General features: G+C 54.5%; 17 protein-coding genes. 8 read left to right on the top strand and 9 right to left on the bottom strand.

The window, feature by feature from the left end; translation table 11 throughout:
• Window positions 1-5 precede the first annotated feature (5 nt).
• The 5 genes from UCMB321_RS09935 to UCMB321_RS09915 all read right to left on the bottom strand — a co-directional run bounded on the left by UCMB321_RS09935 (window position 6) and on the right by UCMB321_RS09915 (window position 3,434).
• The gene (locus tag UCMB321_RS09935; protein ID WP_040065947.1) at window positions 6-218 is read right to left on the bottom strand and encodes a tail protein X; all 213 of its coding nucleotides are present in this window, start codon (window positions 216-218) and stop codon (window positions 6-8) included.
• Entirely contained in the window at window positions 218-679 is a 462-nt protein-coding gene (locus UCMB321_RS09930) for a head completion/stabilization protein (RefSeq protein ID WP_040065946.1), read from the bottom strand. The genes UCMB321_RS09935 and UCMB321_RS09930 overlap by 1 nt, the downstream gene beginning before the upstream one ends.
• 104 nt (window positions 680-783) lie before the next feature.
• Complete coding sequence (locus tag UCMB321_RS09925; RefSeq protein WP_040065943.1) at window positions 784-1,491, bottom strand: phage terminase small subunit; 708 nt, start codon at window positions 1,489-1,491, stop codon at window positions 784-786.
• 11 nt (window positions 1,492-1,502) lie between these two features.
• Window positions 1,503-2,510 carry a phage major capsid protein, P2 family gene (locus UCMB321_RS09920; protein ID WP_040065940.1) on the bottom strand — a complete coding sequence of 336 codons (1,008 nt, stop codon included), beginning with the start codon at window positions 2,508-2,510 and terminating at the stop codon, window positions 1,503-1,505.
• Between the two features lie 45 nt (window positions 2,511-2,555).
• Window positions 2,556-3,434: a GPO family capsid scaffolding protein gene (locus UCMB321_RS09915; protein WP_040065939.1), complete on the bottom strand. Its 879-nt coding sequence runs from the start codon at window positions 3,432-3,434 to the stop codon at window positions 2,556-2,558.
• A 151-nt stretch (window positions 3,435-3,585) separates the two neighbouring features.
• Here UCMB321_RS09915 and UCMB321_RS09910 point away from each other — a divergent pair, with 151 nt between their 5' ends.
• From UCMB321_RS09910 to UCMB321_RS09900, 3 genes are all read left to right on the top strand, one after another.
• Window positions 3,586-5,343 (top strand): terminase ATPase subunit family protein, encoded by a 1,758-nt coding sequence (locus tag UCMB321_RS09910; protein ID WP_040065936.1) that lies wholly within the window; start codon window positions 3,586-3,588, stop codon window positions 5,341-5,343.
• A complete protein-coding gene (locus tag UCMB321_RS09905; RefSeq protein WP_040065934.1) occupies window positions 5,343-6,395 on the top strand; it encodes a phage portal protein in 1,053 nt (350 codons plus the stop codon). Before UCMB321_RS09910 ends, UCMB321_RS09905 begins: the two co-directional genes overlap by 1 nt.
• 156 nt (window positions 6,396-6,551) lie before the next feature.
• On the top strand, window positions 6,552-7,346 hold the full coding sequence (locus tag UCMB321_RS09900; RefSeq protein ID WP_040065932.1) for a DNA adenine methylase: 795 nt from the start codon (window positions 6,552-6,554) through the stop codon (window positions 7,344-7,346).
• Between the two features lie 47 nt (window positions 7,347-7,393).
• Here the strand turns inward: UCMB321_RS09900 and UCMB321_RS30655 are convergent, their stop codons facing one another.
• Together UCMB321_RS30655 and UCMB321_RS09895 are read right to left on the bottom strand one after the other, a co-directional pair.
• Complete coding sequence (locus UCMB321_RS30655; protein WP_157015889.1) at window positions 7,394-7,831, bottom strand: hypothetical protein; 438 nt, start codon at window positions 7,829-7,831, stop codon at window positions 7,394-7,396.
• Between the two features lie 44 nt (window positions 7,832-7,875).
• The gene (locus UCMB321_RS09895) at window positions 7,876-8,625 is read right to left on the bottom strand and encodes a hypothetical protein (RefSeq protein ID WP_040065928.1); all 750 of its coding nucleotides are present in this window, start codon (window positions 8,623-8,625) and stop codon (window positions 7,876-7,878) included.
• Between the two features lie 1,193 nt (window positions 8,626-9,818).
• Here UCMB321_RS09895 and UCMB321_RS09890 point away from each other — a divergent pair.
• The gene (locus tag UCMB321_RS09890) at window positions 9,819-10,286 is read left to right on the top strand and encodes a cupin domain-containing protein (protein WP_209437150.1); all 468 of its coding nucleotides are present in this window, start codon (window positions 9,819-9,821) and stop codon (window positions 10,284-10,286) included.
• 228 nt (window positions 10,287-10,514) lie between these two features.
• Here UCMB321_RS09890 and UCMB321_RS09885 read toward each other — a convergent pair whose 3' ends face one another.
• Window positions 10,515-11,081, bottom strand: a complete 567-nt coding sequence (locus UCMB321_RS09885; protein WP_040065926.1) for a hypothetical protein — start codon at window positions 11,079-11,081, stop codon at window positions 10,515-10,517.
• Window positions 11,082-11,411: 330 nt separating this feature from the next.
• Between UCMB321_RS09885 and UCMB321_RS29950 the strand changes: the two genes are divergently transcribed.
• Window positions 11,412-12,107 carry a transposase gene (locus UCMB321_RS29950; protein ID WP_084614868.1) on the top strand — a complete coding sequence of 232 codons (696 nt, stop codon included), beginning with the start codon at window positions 11,412-11,414 and terminating at the stop codon, window positions 12,105-12,107.
• 175 nt (window positions 12,108-12,282) lie between these two features.
• On the opposite strand, the gene UCMB321_RS09880 is transcribed toward UCMB321_RS29950, so the two are convergent.
• On the bottom strand, window positions 12,283-12,771 hold the full coding sequence (locus UCMB321_RS09880) for a hypothetical protein (protein WP_040065924.1): 489 nt from the start codon (window positions 12,769-12,771) through the stop codon (window positions 12,283-12,285).
• Between the two features lie 132 nt (window positions 12,772-12,903).
• Here UCMB321_RS09880 and UCMB321_RS09875 point away from each other — a divergent pair, with 132 nt between their 5' ends.
• From UCMB321_RS09875 to UCMB321_RS09865, 3 genes are all read left to right on the top strand, one after another.
• Window positions 12,904-13,806 (top strand): helix-turn-helix transcriptional regulator, encoded by a 903-nt coding sequence (locus UCMB321_RS09875; protein ID WP_040065921.1) that lies wholly within the window; start codon window positions 12,904-12,906, stop codon window positions 13,804-13,806.
• A gap of 367 nt (window positions 13,807-14,173) precedes the next feature.
• A complete protein-coding gene (locus UCMB321_RS09870) occupies window positions 14,174-14,692 on the top strand; it encodes a GNAT family N-acetyltransferase (protein WP_040065919.1) in 519 nt (172 codons plus the stop codon).
• Window positions 14,693-14,941: 249 nt separating this feature from the next.
• Window positions 14,942-16,306, top strand: a complete 1,365-nt coding sequence (locus tag UCMB321_RS09865; RefSeq protein ID WP_052451119.1) for an ArnT family glycosyltransferase — start codon at window positions 14,942-14,944, stop codon at window positions 16,304-16,306.
• Window positions 16,307-16,437: the final 131 nt, after the last annotated feature.

Here is a 16,437-nt window from a genome sequence, read left to right as displayed (position 1 = left end):
GCCGGTCAGTCCCATAGGTTCACCATCTGCCGCTGTGGGGCGGGCGCCTGGGCATCTGGCATCGTGACAGCCAGCCCCTGTGGCAGGGTGGGGCCGTAGTCGGCAAGGCCTGGGTTGGTGGTGAGGACGGCTTCGGTGACACCAGCGGTGCGCCCGTAGTGACGCCAGCACAGCGCGTCGACCGTATCGTTCTGGAAGGCTCGGACGGTGGTTGCCATCAGATCAACTCCACGGTGGTGCGACTGCGACCGAGGAAGTCGCGGACGGCCCAGCGCTGGTCGCGGCGGTACTCGTCAATGGTCGGTGTTAGTTCGTCGGCCTTGTGGCTGCCGGTGTTGGTGGTGTCGAAGGAACGATAGCGCTCGCAGACTTCGGCGCCGGTTGCCGCTTCAATGGCCCGACGGTAGAGGTGCACTTGAGCGGAAACATCGTTGATTTTCGGCCCAGGCACGTCGACCAGCTCGGCGTAACCTGCTGCTTGCTGGGTGGAGCGCCAGTCCTCCAACTCACGATTGACCGTGATGGCGGCGGCAATGACGGCGGTTTCCAGGCGGGGGGCGGTCACGCTGGAATCGATTCGCAGGGTTGCGCGTAGATTCTCCAGGTCAATCGAGGGCCAGAAAGTGTCGGTGTTGATATGGCCGCTTGGCACTGGGCCGCCGGCAACGAATCCGCTCATGAAACTGCGCTCTGTAATAGATCGCCGGTGGTCGGGGCTTCACGTTCAGGAGGAGCGGCCTGGCCGATCCGCCCCGAGCCGGCGGGGTGCGTGGGGACGCTCGGTTAACTGCCTGGGGCAGTGTGTTTCTTCAGGAGGCGCTCGACGCGCTCCAAATCCTTCTTGCCGCCGCAGTTGGTGTGCAGCTCAATGGCGCGTGCCAGGTGTGTCTTGGCCTTCTCCAGCGGCTCCAGGGCGTCGCTCGGCGGAGCGTCATCAGTGACCTGCGCTGAAAACGCTTTGCCAATGGCCAGGTGCAGCTTGGCGCGGGCTTGGTCGGGCATGTCTTCCTTGGCCGTGATTTGCTCGGTGCGTAGCAACAGATCCAGGTCAAAGGTACCGCCGGCTTTCTGCGCCTTCAGTGCCGCTTCGGCGATCTCTTCCGCCACGATGGTGCCGGTGGTGCGCTCAAAGCGATCCGGCATCAAAAGCGAGTGGGTGATCACGTAATCGGCGATGTCCAGGGCGCCGGCAAAGTCGGTGGCGTCCATCCGCCAGACCATCAGGGTGGTGAGCACTTGGTCTTGCGCGCCTTTACCCTCGGCGAGAACACCTTCCACATAGGGGGTGTACTCCGGCAGTAATTGCCGTTTCAGCTCCGCCTTTCCTTCGGTCGACTGCACCTGTTTCAGGCGCAGGTAGTCCTGTTGGAGCTTGGCGAGGTGCAGCTCGTAAACAGTTGCGCCTTCCATGGTCATGGCGGGGCCGGCCACGGCAGCAGCTGCAACCGCTGCTGTGGTGCGCTGGAAGTGACGGCGGCAAGGATTGGTCATGATTGCCGGCCTCAGCTTAGTGTGATGTTTTCGGCCATGGCAGCGCAGCCCAGGTCTTCAATCACATAGCTTTCATTGACCGACTCGAAGTTTTCGATGCGGTCGCGTTTGGCGTTGTCGACGACGGTGCGGCGGCGAGTGCCTTCCTGCCAGTAGAGCGACAGGTTGTCGAGACGGGTCACCAGCAGCCCGTTGGCCGGGAAGTGCGGCACGCGCACGGCTGGCAAGTTACCGATGCGCTTCTGGCTGGTGACGATGTCGGCCGCGAGCATTTCGGTCGGCGCCTGGGTTTTGTTGATGATCGGGAAGTACTTGTCTGCCAACAGCTGGCGACCACAGATCACTACCAGGTCGGTATCTTCCTGATACCAGGGCTCGATGAATTCGTTGACCATGCTGACGACCAGGGCGTCGATGTTTTCGAAGTCCTTGCCAGCGCCGATCTGGATTTTTCCGCTGCCGTCGACCACTTCGTGCAGCACGCGAGCGGCGTTCTCCAGACGCATTTTTTGCAGCCAGCCAATGTTCACGTCTTGCAACAACGGGCTCGTGGCCGGGTTGGAGGTCGCTGCTCGGCTGGTGCCGTTCCAGCCGATCATGATCCGGTTGAGCGCTTGGGCCTTGATGATGGCGTCGCGAATACGCGCCTGGAAGTCCTTGAACTTGGCCCACTGGTCCAGCTTCTGGTAACGGATGCCGGTGTCAAAGTTAGTCTGGGTGCAGGTGTACCCACGATTGTCCAGGCCGCTCGGGTCGCGGGGCTCACGGTCCTTGAGGGTCGTATCGGTGGTGCTGGCAATGGTGCCGTCAATACCGATGCCGATTTTTTCACCCGACTGTTCGGAGACGCCGAACACGTTGATAGCACTGAGGAAAGCGCTGGATTCCTGGATGCGGGTTTCCAGAGTTTGGGCGACGCTCGGGGCAGCGGTGAATTTGGTGGTGACGTCGCTCACGCCGTGCAGTTGCGCGAGTTGTTGCAAGTAGGCGTTGTACAGGACGCGGGTATCGTTACGCATGGTGTTCTCCGATGTTCCTTGGCTGGGTGTTGTCCGTGGTGTGGATCAGCAGTCGGTGACGAGTGCGCCGTCACCGCCCGTAGCCGGCGGGCGAACGGAGAACTGCGGTTTTTGTCCGGTGGTATCCGGGGTGTTTTCGAGCTTTTTGACCAAAGCCGTGAAGTCGGTGGACAGCTTGTCGTGGGCGGTCTGTAGCTTTTCACGAGCCGATTTTTCGGCGGCGAAAGCTTCGCCTTGGCCGGCTACATGCTCGGCCATTGCTTCAACGGCCTCGCCGAGTTCGGTAAAAAGAGCGGCGTCCTTGCCTTCCTTGTCCTTGCTCTTGCCGAGGAGATCGAGAACGCGGCTGAACAGGCCTGCGCCCTTGCCGCTTTCGTCCTCGACTTCTTCGAATTCAAGTTCGATCTCGATGGCCTCGGAAAACAGGTTGCCGGGATCGCGTTTACGGTTTGCCAGTGGGTTCTTGTCTGGGTACTGAGCGCTGAAGGTCAGCATCTCGGTGCCCAGGCTTGCCGGGGTGTCGGTGACCGCGATGCCGTCCAGATAAGCGCGCCCGGTGTCGGCGAACTTCGGGCGGATCTCGATACTGGTAAACATTTTCTGCCGCGCCTTGTTCATGGTGACCAGGTCGGCAGTGGGTTCGATTTGGGCAAACAGGGCGAGCTTTTTGGTCCCGGCGATTTCGACTTCCTCAGTCTTCAGCGCGACCACATCGCCGTAAGCACGGAATGGGCTGTCTGGCAGCAAGCTGCGCATGTGCTCAATCCAGACCCGCGCGCCGTAGGTGTTTTGGCTGTAGGTCTCGGCGGCATCGACCAGCCATTGCCGTTCGATCTGGCGACCGTCGGTGGTGGCGCCTTCGACGGCGACGCGGAAGAACTTGGAGCGGTGTTTCTTGGCTGGGGTGTCGGTTTTGCCGGCCATGCGTGAATCCTCAGTGCGGTGGCTGTGTGCCTTGGCGATGAGCGCATGTTGTTGAGCGCGAGCGCGACGGGCAACGAGGCGCTGTTGTAGGGGCAGGGACTACAAGGGCCGACGCGAGAACTGTTCGCGCGCGGGCGGCAGGATCTGCGCCATGAATGCCATCGTCGATTTGCCCACCGATCACCGCCGCCATGCCAAGCACCTGTACTGGCAGGGGTATCGCGTGTGCGAGATCGCCGAGCTGATCGGGGAGAAGGAAAAGACACTGCACAGTTGGAAGGCCCGCGACGAGTGGGACCGGGCTACACCGCTGGAGCGTATCCAGGCCGCGACTGAAGCCCGCTTGGTACAACTGATCCTCAAAGACCCCAAGTCAGGATCGGACTACAAGGAAATTGACCTGCTGCACCGGCAGCTGGAGCGGCAGGCTCGCATTCAGCGCTTCAACGATGGCGGTACCGAAACCGAGCTGAATCCGAACCTGGCCAAGCGTAATGAGGGGCCGAAGAAGGCGCCGAAACGCAACGAGTTCGACGAAGAGCATATTGAAAAGCTGACTGAGGCTTTCATCGACGGCTGTTTCGGTTATCAGCTGGACTGGTACAAAGCGGGCAATCAGCGCACCCGTGCAATCCTCAAGTCTCGGCAGATCGGTGCGACGTTCTATTTCGCTCGGGAGGCGTTGATTGATGCGCTGACCACCGGGCGTAATCAGATTTTCCTGTCGGCATCGAAAAATCAGGCGCATATCTTCAAGGCTTACATCCAGGCCTTTGCTCGCGAGGTGGTCGGTGTCGAGTTGACGGGCGACCCGATCATTCTGGGGAATGGTGCGGAACTGCACTTCCTGGGCACCAACGCCCGCACGGCCCAGGGCTATCACGGGAATTTCTACTTTGACGAGTTCTTCTGGACGTTCAAGTTCAAGGAGCTGAACAAGGTAGCCAGCGGCATGGCGATGCAGAAACAGTATCGCCGGACCTACTTTTCGACGCCCTCCAGCATGGCGCACGAGGCCTATACGTTCTGGACTGGTGAGCGTTTCAACAAGGGCAAGCCGGCGGCGCAGCGGGTCAAAATCGACGTTTCCCACAACGCGCTGCAACAGGGGCGGCTGTGTGAGGATCGGGTCTGGCGGCAGATCGTCACCATTCTGGACGCGGAAGATCGTGGCTGCGATCTGTTTGACCTCGACGAGCTGCGTCAGGAATACGATGCCGAGGCCTTCCAGAACCTGCTGATGTGCCAGTTCGTTGACGACGGGGCCAGCATTTTCCCGCTGGCCATGTTGCAGCCCTGCATGGTCGACAGTTGGGATCTTTGGGCCCAGGACTACAAGCCGTTTGCCGCGCGGCCGTTTGGCGATCGACAGGTCTGGGTTGGCTACGACCCTGCCGAGAGTGGTGATAGTGCAGGTCTCGTGGTGATCGCCCCGCCGTTGGTGCCCGGAGGCAAGTTCCGGATCCTTGAGCGCTTCCAGTTCCGTGGTATGGACTTCGCCGCTCAGGCCGAGGCCATTCGCCAGATCACCAGGCGCTATTGGGTGACCTACATCGGGATTGACATCACTGGCATGGGATCTGGCGTGGCCCAGCTGGTGAAGCAGTTTTTCCCGAACATCACCACCTTCAGCTATTCGCCCGAAGTCAAAACAAAATTGGTGCTGAAGGCCTACGACGTCATCAAAAACGGTCGCCTGGAGTTCGACGCCGGCTGGATCGACATGGCGCAGTCGCTGATGGCGATCCGCAAAACAGTCACCGCCTCCGGGCGCCAGTTCACTTACACCGCCGGTCGCACCGACGAGACCGGCCATGCCGATTTGGCGTGGGCGACGTTCCACGCGCTGCACAACGAACCCCTCGAAGGGCAGACCACGGCCAATACCGGATTTATGGAGTCCTATTGATGAGCAAGCGTAAGCGCGGAAACCACATGGCCAACGCCCCTGCCCCCATTGAGGGCGATCTGCTGCCGCCTGAATCTGGACCTGTTGAGGCGTTCACTTTTGGTGACCCCACGCCAGTCCTCGATGGCCGGGAGATCCTTGACTACCTGGAGTGTTGGGCCAATGGGCGTTGGTTTGAGACACCCATGTCTATGGACGGATTGGCCAAGACGACACGGGCCAGTGTGTACCTACAGTCCGGGTTGAACTTCAAGCGCAACATGCTTGCCCGCACGTTCGTTCCCCATCGGCTGTTGAGTCGGCAGGCATTTGAGCAGTTCGCCCTGGACTGGCTCTGGTGCGGCAATTGCTATCTGGAAAAACGCAACAACATGCTTCGCAATACCCTGGGCCTGCTGCCGCCGCTGGCGAAGTACATGCGCCGAGGTGTCGACTTGGAGACCTATTACCAGGTACGTGGTTGGAAGGATGAGCACGAGTTTGCGCCAGGCTCGATCTGTCACCTGCGTGAAGCCGATATCAATCAGGAAATTTACGGCCTGCCGGAGTGGCTCGCAGCACTACAAAGCGCTCTGCTCAACGAGAGCGCCACCCTGTTCCGTCGCAAGTACTACAACAACGGCAGTCACGCCGGTTTCATCCTCTACATGACCGATGCGGCGCAGAAAGAAGAGGACATCGACTCACTGCGCACCGCGCTGAAGAACTCCAAAGGGCCTGGCAACTTTCGCAACCTGTTCGTGTACGCGCCCGCCGGGAAGAAGGATGGAATTCAGCTCATTCCGGTGAGTGAGGTTGCTGCCAAGGACGAATTCAGCTCGATCAAGAACATTAGCCGCGACGACCTGCTTGCGGCTTTGCGTATTCCGCCGCAGTTGATGGGCATCGTGCCGCAGAACGCGGGCGGTTTTGGATCGTTGCGGGAGGCTGCTGAGGTTTGGGCGGTCAACGAGCTGGAGCCGTTGCAGGCGAGGCTGGCTCAGGTCAACGAGTGGCTGGGTGAAGAGGTTGTCGGCTTCAAGGAATTTGAGCTTCCAACGGGGGGAAAGTAGTACCCCCGCGCAGTAAACGAGGCGACGAGCTGGTGCGCTAACACCCGCTCGACGCTGAATCACTCGAACGTGCCGAGTGCTCCAACCAAGGCCTCGCCCCACTGCGCAGGGGGTGCGAAGCCTAAGCGAATCCAATTTTTGAAACAAGGATCACTTATGAGCACACCAATAATTCCGTGGATGGGCGGCAAGCGTCGCCTGGCTGATCGTCTTATCCCGCTGTTTCCACCCCATGAATGCTACGTCGAAGTCTTTGCCGGTGGGGCCGCGCTGTACTTCATGCGCCCACAGGCTGCACCTGTTGAAGTGCTCAATGACATTAACGGCGATCTGGTGACGTTATACCGCGTGGTCCAGAACCACCTTGAAGAGTTCGTGCGCCAGTTCAAATGGGCGATCAGCTCCCGGCAGGTATTCGAATGGCAGAAGATGACCCGGCCGGAAACGCTGACCGATATCCAACGCGCCGCCAGGTTTTTCTATCTGCAACATCATGCGTTCGCGGGGAAGGTCAGCGGCCAGACGTTCGGCACGGCGACAACTGGTCCCGCCATCAACCTGCTGCGGATTGAGGAAAATCTGTCAGCGGCTTGGCAGCGTCTGTCCGGCACCTACGTGGAAAACCTGGCTTGGCTTGAATGCGCGGAACGCTACGACCGGCCGCACACCTTCCACTACATGGACCCGCCTTACTGGCAGACCGCTGGGTATGGCGTGGACTTCCCGTTTGAGAACTACGAACGCATGGCCGACTTCATGCGACGATGTAAGGGCAAGGTGATGGTTAGCATCAACGATCATCCAGATATTCGAAGGGTGTTTGAGGGCTTCCACTTCGAAACGGTGGATATCCGTTACAGCACGGCGAACCAGCGGCAGGGGAAGGCTGAAGTCAGCGGGGAACTGGTGATCATGAACTGGGAGCCGGCGGCGCTCGGAGGACTGTTTTAGAAACGGGTGGCAGGTAGCTCATAAGCTGAGCCACCTGCTGAATTGCCTCAGTAGTCCGCTGAGGTAATCGGGCGACTGAGTCCGCGATTGAGAAGGTTAAGAATGTAGCAAGTTTGAACATTACTAAAATCGCTTGCAGGCATAAGTGTTTCGCCTGCGAGCGTCGTTATATTTTGTTGATAAGTAATAAGAAATCTTTCGATTGAAATTCGTTTCTTTTCAATAACTTCTAAAAACTCAATGTTTCCGTATGGTGTTTTGTTAATTAAAAGTGGCGTAAGTGTTGCCATGAATTTTCTGCCATAAGCATTGAACACACAGGTTCCTGCCACAGTATCCAATTCGGCTGAAATACCACGAATGTTTAGCTTCTCAGGATTGAAGTTTGCAAAAAAATCTTCAAAACCGTTCCTGACTTTCAAAAATCTCCCTTGAAAGACTGAAAAGTCGTTAACTGCTGTGTGAGCGTCATCATACAGTTCCATTCTCCTACTCCTTGTTAGTGATATCGTCTGGGGGCTAAATGCTATCACTTGGTGATGTGTTTTTCAGTCAATATGCCGAAAATCCCTTGGGCCTTCATCTGGTAAAGGTACGTACGGATTAATTCGTTGACCTCCGATGTATGGCATCCCACGCAGATGTCGTGCAGTGACCCAACCTCGAGAGTGTAGGGGATCTCACCCTCCACTCCTCGGTCAAGCGCAACCCTGTACTCCCTCTGATGGGAATACGTGTCACGCTTATTGAATACTGCCCGGTCAGTATCAAATGTGCCGTTGAATGTAGTGGGGTCGTAGTAGTCCACGAGGGAGACCTTAGCTTTGAAGCCCTCTCGTCGTATGGCCTGAAATACTCTTTCTTGAAAGGCCTTGGTATTGACCACAACAGCGGCATAGTCCCCGAGTCCGTCGACCTCCGGCTTCAACATTTGAGCTTCAACAAAGCTCTCGAAATCCTCCTCCGAGCCGAAGGAGTGCCCTTGCTCATGCACTGCGTAGAGGCAGAGCAAGTTCAAAGTGTTGTAGCCGTTGTACTGGATAACTGACGCTTCAGCAAAGTCCTCCGCCGGGATTGTATAGTCGTTAATTGTCATTGTGAATTGGCCCGGCTGGAGGAGCGTGACAGTCGCCTCGTGACGATCCCCGATGTTTGCTGCCTCGTCTTCCTCGTACTGTCTGAAGAACCCAAGCGGGTTCATGAATAGATTGCCATCAAGAAATCCGTCGCGATGCTCTTCCTTTCCGCACACTTTGATGTTGAAAAATATCCTGCTCATACCCTCTCCCTATTACAGGTTCCTTTGTTGATCGACTAGTACCACGAACTCGGCGACGAGGGACAGGTTGTGTGCTTTGTGGACGCAAAAAAACGTTAGGCGTGGGCGCTTCTTGAAATGCACTGATTTGGTGCGCCGCCACTGGTGGTGGCTTCTTTCAACCTGGCGCGCGCCGTCGTCCCCCCACCTCGCCTGCGGGCTAAATGGGTCGTTTTTTCTGCGCACCTGCAGGTACCTCGGGGCGGCTCAGGCTGGGGGCCTCCTCGGCGTTGTGGGGTGGGCAGAAGCCTGCGGAACCCTGCACGGTGGGTGGTATTTCGGGGAAGGGCTGGAGGCTCTGCTGTGAACGGAGGGGGGAGGTCTGAGAAAGAGTAATTTCAGTAACCAGCTCCAGTAAATGGGCTGGAGGCCACGTATTCCGTGGGGTTTGAGATTACAAAAAGGAGTAATAGAGAAGTAATTGAAAAGGTAATTATTTCTCAAGCTATTGATTTTAAAGGGTTTTATAAAGATATGGAGTTGCATTTATAAAGGGTAATCAGATTACTTCAATATTACTTAAAGATTACCTTTTGCTCGAAAGATAAACCCATTGATTTTCAAAGGGTTGAGAGGCTTTTTAAGCCAAGATTACTGATGTTACTCTTTTTTTTAGCCCAGAAAATTTTAGGTCTCAGGTTCCCCTATGTGCAGGTGTGCGCATACGAGCGGCAGTTATCGACCGTGATGATTTGTTGGGGCGATATCAGGTGCTGGGGAGGTGTGTAGATAGTGTCGGGATTGGAGCGACAGACAATCGCTACAGGAAGACGCGTCGGGCCCTGCTGGCCCAGTTGGGAAGTTTGTTTCGCCGGCCGGTGGTACGAAAGTGGTAAGAGGGTTTCTGATGTGCGCTGAAAGGCACGTATTACATGGCCTGTAGAATCAGGTGTTCCAATCCATCATCGGGGCGACGGAGAAGCGCCGGGAGAGGGGGGCGGGTGGGGCGGTGAGTAGGGGCATTGGCGTTTCTGGAATAGGTGGGGCAAAAGGGGGAGTTTATCAGGAATGGGGGGGCATGGCTGAAAGGGGTGAGCGGTGTCGAGTGCTTCGGTGTGTCTTCAACTATGATCAGTTAAGCAGACAGTCTTGGGAGGCCGATGCCTGCGTGCTCAATAGCCCGACCTCGTTCAAACCGCTCTGAGGAGAATACGATGTACAACAAACTCGCGGCGTTATCTATTGTCTTTGCGATGGGTTGCCTTGGGGCGTCAACGGGTTGGGCTGAGCCTGGCGCTTACATGATGGTTACCCCAAAGGACATCAAGTGGGTCGATAACCCTGCTTTACCAAAGGGTGCAAAAATCGCCGTCCTTCAGGGCGACCCCAACGTTGGCCAATATATTGTGCGAGTAAAACTCCCGCCGAACTATATTATTCCCGCCCATACTCATCCCGACGAGCGCACAGTCACCGTGATCTCGGGGACGTGGTATCACGGCTATGGGGATAAATTCGATGCGACAAAATTGCATGAGTTTCCGGCCGGAAGCATTTATGGCGAGGGTCACATGAGGCATTTTGGGGCAAGCAAAGGCGCAGAGGTCATCCTTCAGGTGGAGGGCCCCGGCCCAGCCGGGATTGACTACGTCAACCCCGCAGACGATCCAAGAAAAAAATAGCGTTCACTCTGACACTACAGTTTGAGCGTTGAGTCAGGCAAACAAGGTCCTGTGTGCTCGCGACACTTAATGGACATCCGAAGAAGGTTAAGTAAGTGCCATTCAAGTTTGTTCCCTTTTGGGGCTAGACATCTTATTCAGGACAGGACAAAAACCAAAAAAAGCCCTAGCATTTAAGGCTAGGGCTTTCTTGCCTGGCGTCGAGCTGATGACTCCTGCTCGACTACATTACGCTAGCTGGAATATGCCGTATCCACTGCCGGAGAACTGCCCACTAATGTTCGCGGCATATTGCGATGGATGGACCATTACGGTCAGCAAGCGCTGCCCTTCAGAAATGAACAAGGTGAGCGAACCTGGACTAATCGACAATTGCAGCGACAACGACACGCCGATGAGGTTCTCAGCATCAGGCACCGTGCCCTGCAGGTAGATATTGGGAATGTTGATATTGGTGCCCGTACCTGTCACCTGGCCGACGAACCGCACTGCTGTTCCTTGCTGAGGAGCATTGGGTCCGATATCGGCAGGTGACGCAGTAATCTGGATGGTTTCGGTCTGAGGATAACAACCGCAACCGCAACCTTCGAAGGAGAAGTAACCGCAAATGTACTGCTGGCATCCGCATCCACACAACGATTGCGGGTGCACGTTCTGATGGAGGACCTCTTCTAGCGCCGGCTTCGTATTGGAAAGCTCTCGCAGGCTCTTGATTTGTGAGTCAAAGGCAGCCTGTGATTGCTTTTTGAGCGCATCGATCTGCTCAGGTTTAATGTTTTGAAGAGACAGGGTCATAACTAAAGTCCTTTTAGGTTTTGCAAAAAAAACCTGGAGACATTGCGCCTCACTCGACCAGCGCACCTTCCAGGGGCACACCACGAATTCCTCGACTCGCGGTCCCTTCTTTAAAGCACAGCCTGCAAGTGCTTGCAACTAATTTTATAAAAAATGGACAAGAAAAAATGGGACAGATTAAGAATAGAAAAGGGGACAGATTTATTTATAAAGAAAAAGAAAAGGGGACAAAGAAAAGGGGACAGATTTATTTACGAGAAAAGCGAGAAAAGGGGACAGATTTATTTTTCCTCCATTTGCTATGCTGATATCTCCACGGAAGGAGGTTTTATGCCAAGAATGGGACGAGTTGTCTTACCGAACTACCCTCATCACATTGTTCAGCGAGGGCACAATCGTCAGGCTGTATTTGCGGAAGCTGGTGATTTTCAGCGCTATTTGTACAATTTACGTGAGCTCAAGGACGTGTTCGGGGTCAAGGTCTACGCGTACTGTCTCATGACTAATCATGTGCATCTGTTACTAGCTCCCGATGAGTCTACTACTGGTCTAGGGCAGTTGATGAAAGCTTTGGCTGCACGAATGACTCGCTATCGCAATAAGCTTGAAGGGTGTTCCGGCACGTTATGGGAGGGTCGTTACAAATCAAGCCTTGTGCAGTCGGATTGCTATCTGCTCGCATGCAGTCGTTACATCGAGCTAAATCCAGTTCGGGCCAAAATGGTTTCTCAACCCGAAGATTATGCCTGGTCAAGTTACCTATTACGTTTTAGTGAGCAGGCTTGCGATAATTGGCTCGACACGGACCCTTGTTTTGACGCTCTCGGTCATACCTTGGAGGACCGGAGACTTAAATATCGAACCTTTGTGAACCAGAATGTTTCATCTGAAGAGCTGACATTGATTCGAGAAGCGCTACAGCGCGGTCAACTGACTGGAAATACTTGTTTTGTTGACGAGATTGAGGCGGTTATGGGCTTGCGGATAGAGCGGCGTGGGCAAGGAAGACCCGTCAGACGTATCTAAAATAAATTTGCCCCCTTTTTGAGCGGAAAGGGGACGAAGGGGGGCGGATTTATTTTTTCCAGTTGCTCGCGGCTGATGTTTAATGGCATCTGCGAGGTTAAATAAATCTGTCCCCTTTCTGTCACAAGTTTTCACGAGAGGTGCTCAATGACTAACCAAACTTCAAGCAACCCCCCTAGGTGTTTGTGCGCCTTTTTTCGTTACGTAAGTAAAGAACTTGCGCGATGATGCCAATAATCAGCACCATGAGGAGGCAGCCTTGCGCGCCAATCAACAATGGCGAGTGCAGGTCAGTCACTATAGGGTGGCCATCCGGCACTCGGCGTAATGTCTCAGAGACGGTGGGCACCATCAGGAAGAATGCCGTCAGGCTCAAGAGAATGGTTTCAATGTAAACGCCGGCTCTACCCAGCCAACGTAATAATCCTATCCCGTAGCCTGCAAGCAGAAGTGCAATCGTCACTGCACCAATAATTTTGCTGACGGGTTGATGCGCTACGAGAAACACGGTACAGGCACCGATCAGCATTGAAGCCAGGTAGAGCAAGCCAGGTGTAGACCGAGGAACAATACGTCCGTAGCGCCCGAACATATAAGCGGCCAGCGGAATCGCTGGCAGACTGCCGAGGGTGTGTAACCAGCCAAGGGGTGAGATCCCGAACATGTAAATATTTTCCGTCTGGTTGGATGATATGCATAGGCGCCTGCGCGACAAATGCGCAAGAAGCGTATGGCCCAGTGGTCGTGACGCGATATGCTTACAGGCTCAGGTTAGCGACGGCACGGCCAATCGGACATGATGAAATCCCTGGAAAACTTGATCATTCTTCCAGAAATGCAACTGGAAGGGTTTGCTGCAGCCGACCTGCTCTCCCAGGTACTGGCGAAAATTCGTCTGACGGGCGATCGTGTCTACTCATGCGCGCTTGAGAGCGCCGATGAGCTTGTGTTGGATGAGAAAAGCGCTCATGTCTGTATGCTGCGGGAGGGAGAACTGCAGATCCAGAGCGATGATCAGCAGGTAATGACGATTGGGCAGGGTGATATCCTTCTGCTGCCGCACACTCCATCAGGGTTGAAGATCTCGGCTTGCACGGAGCTGGCAGAGGTTGTTATCTGCCGATTCTGGTTCGATGCGAGCAGCTTTGAAGCGATGGTATTTGCCCTGCCATGGATGATCCACATTAGACAGGCCGACGCCGTGGCTTGGTCGGAAGGCATCCTGCATTTCATGTTGCTCGAAGCTAATGACACACAGCCGGGCGGAGCATTGATGGTGTCACGCCTCATCGACCTTGTGGTCATTCGCATACTGCGAACGTGGGTTCAGCAAGGTGCTGCTTCAGGATGGCTGAGGGCCTTGTCTGATGCGCGTGTCGCTCGTGCTTTGAAAGCAATCCACGAAGCGCCCGGTCAGCAGTGGAGCATCAATGCGCTGGCGGCGATTGCTGGCATGTCACGGTCCAACTTCTGCGAGCGGTTCAACACGCTGGTCGGACGTCCCCCTTTGCGGTATCAGAATGAGTGGCGGTTGACGCTAGCCAAAAACATGCTTTTGAAGGGACGCAGTCGTGTTGGTGAGGTCGGCTTTGCGATTGGATATGAATCGGAAGCTGCTTTCAGTCGTGCCTACAAAGCTTTTTTCGGTCGCTCGCCCCGTGACGATAACACCTGGACTGCCCCTGAAGGTCAAAATTGAATCGAGGCTTTTGGCGGCTCAGTTCTCGATTGATTTGAGAGGGGGGGAATGGAGACGGATCTATTTTCCCCATTGCCTACTACTGAAGCTTGTTGGCTGCGAGTCGTCGAGCAGCGCATAAGAAGCTGATAGCGCCTCCGTCCACTGTGGGAGCGTCGATCGATTGCTCCCACAACAGATTTATTTCTCCCTGCTGTTCACTGCTGATGCTTGATCGCTATCTACAGGGCAAACTATATTTGTCGCCTTTTCGCACCGTTTTCGCTGGAAAAGCAGTCACCTAGTCAATATAAGTCGCCATCAGACTCAACAGCCAAGAGCCCGCAGTAACGCTCCGTGCCAGGACACGATAAGAGGTTTCGCGCCTATGCAAGTTAGCCATATCACAATCAGGCCGCTGTCGGAGAGCGATGCCGAGACCTACAGAACAATCCGCCTTCGTGCGATTGCGGATTCCCCAACCGCCATCTGGCCAACGACTGAAGAAGAGCAGGCGAGGCCAGTGGCAGACATCGAGGCTCGGCTTCGTGTAACGGCGCATCAGATTGTGTTCGGTGCTTTTGCGGAACAAGCCCTGGTGGGGATCGCCGGCCTTCGGCGTGAGCCGCTTCGGCAGGTTGAGCACAAAGGGCTTGTGTGGGGCGTCTTTGTCGACCCGGCATATCGCCGAAATGGAGTGGCCAGAAGACTCTTCGACGCGGTGTTCGTGCACGCCAAGGCGACTGGCGTCATTCAGATCCATCTGTGTGTCAATACTGAGAACATCCGCGCAAGAAGTTTCTATCGGTCGCTCGGGTTCGATCCCTTCGGCATCGAGTCGCGGACACTTCGGGTCGGTGAGCGCTTTTATGATGAGGAGCATATGATGTTGCGCCTGGACGACTAACGGAATGCGCTTGTTTCAGTTCTCAAGTGAACGGCTCGTAAACGGTTGCTCCAGGTTTCTGCCACGCCTTGCTTCATTCGTGGGTGGTGTAATATTAAACGTCGGAGAAGCTCGATAGGGGCTATGATTATCCTCAGGTCCAGCATTGTGCTGAATCGGTTTATGTGAGCAGACAGCTAGTCAGCGTTGCTCAGTGGTTTTTGTGATGGGGTGCTATGTTGTTAACGGTTTTTTGGAAGTATTGAATATATGGATATTCTAATAAAACAAGTCATTAGAAAGCCCAGCCTAAGTATTTTTCTGGTAACGCTCATTATATTCATGGGGTTGCAATACAAGGCGTCCATCACCAACTATACAACGCGTTTTGTTGATTTTGCAGAGTATATGTTGCATCACGGTGTGACGCTGTTCCCCATTGCGGAGGACTTGCAGCCTTATCCCGATTATACGATTGCGCATACTTTCTTGGTTTATTTGTTTTCTTTGCCTTTTGGTCGGCTTTCCATTCTCTCGATGGGGTTGCCCTATTGCATCGCTGCGGCGTTAATGTTGGTTTTTGTCTACAAACTAGGGGCATTGCACGAAAAAAAATGGGGGTTGTATGGTGTCTTTTTTTCGCTGTTTACCTGGGCGTTTCTAGACAGTGTCAATTTTTGGGCTCTTGATATTTATCCCGCGCTCTTTACGGTGACCTGTTTTTACTCGGCGTATTCTGCGGAATTAAAAAACGACAAGTCACGTTTGGCCTTTGTGTTTGTAGGGTTGGCGCTTGGCTTTGTGTTTCGTGGCCCTATTGGCTTGGTCGTTCCTGCGATTGTCGTGGGCTGTTATTATTTATTGAGTCGGCAGTGGCGAGCTTTATTCTTGTTTTCGTTGTTGGCGGGCTTGCTTTTCATTGCAGGCGTTGTGTTGTTGGCATGGGCTGCTTATCTGCAGGGCGGCACGGCTTTCATGCAAGAGGTATTGGTGATGCAAGGCTTGGGACGAGTGGTGAATGAGCATTCGCCGCGCTATTATTTTTATTTTACCAGCGGGCTGATTGCCTACGGGGTGACAGCTTTTTTTGCGTTGATCGTGATCGCTAAAAAACACAGGCAATTCTTCTGCTTTCCCCGACAGCCGGACACCAATATGCTGCTGTATCTCACGGCGTGTCTTTTTGCCATTGTTGTATTTTTTACGATCCCGTATTCGAAAAAGATGCGCTATATACTATCCATCACGCCGGCTGTTTCTTTGTTGGCGGCCTATATTTTTATTGATAAGGGAAACGTGTTTTCCGGTGCCAAAAAATGGTTTTTAAAGTTTTGTCTGGTGCTCCCGGTTGTGGGCTTGGGCTTGACTTTAATTGTTTTTATTTATAATTTCTATGCGGAGCGTCCGCTGTTACCAAACTACACGGGTGTTTTTGTCAGTTTTGTCGTTCTTGTGGGCGCTCGTAATGTTGTAAGTAAATATTACTCCGGGCATTCGTCTCGTGAACTGATAACCCTGCTGTTCGGGGTTGCTGCCTTTCTCTCGTTGGATGCTTTTTTCTTTAACTCCATCACCTATCACCTTGAATTGGCGAGCGAGCCGACGCCAAAGTTTCTTCCGTATTGGTTTTGGTAAGTGTATCCAGTCATGGGTACAGACAGGGCATAAAGTGGCTGAGGCAGCAAAAAAGCCAGTCGAGTCTTTCTAGAAAAGGAGGGAAGGGGACGGCGGGCTCAACCGGTCGACGCAACAAGCTGCTGTAAGCG

The organism is Pseudomonas batumici, assembly GCF_000820515.1.
Taxonomy (GTDB): Bacteria; Pseudomonadota; Gammaproteobacteria; order Pseudomonadales; family Pseudomonadaceae; genus Aquipseudomonas; species Aquipseudomonas batumici.
Note: the sequence above shows the minus strand (reverse complement) of the source record. Positions and strands in the feature narration are given on the sequence as shown.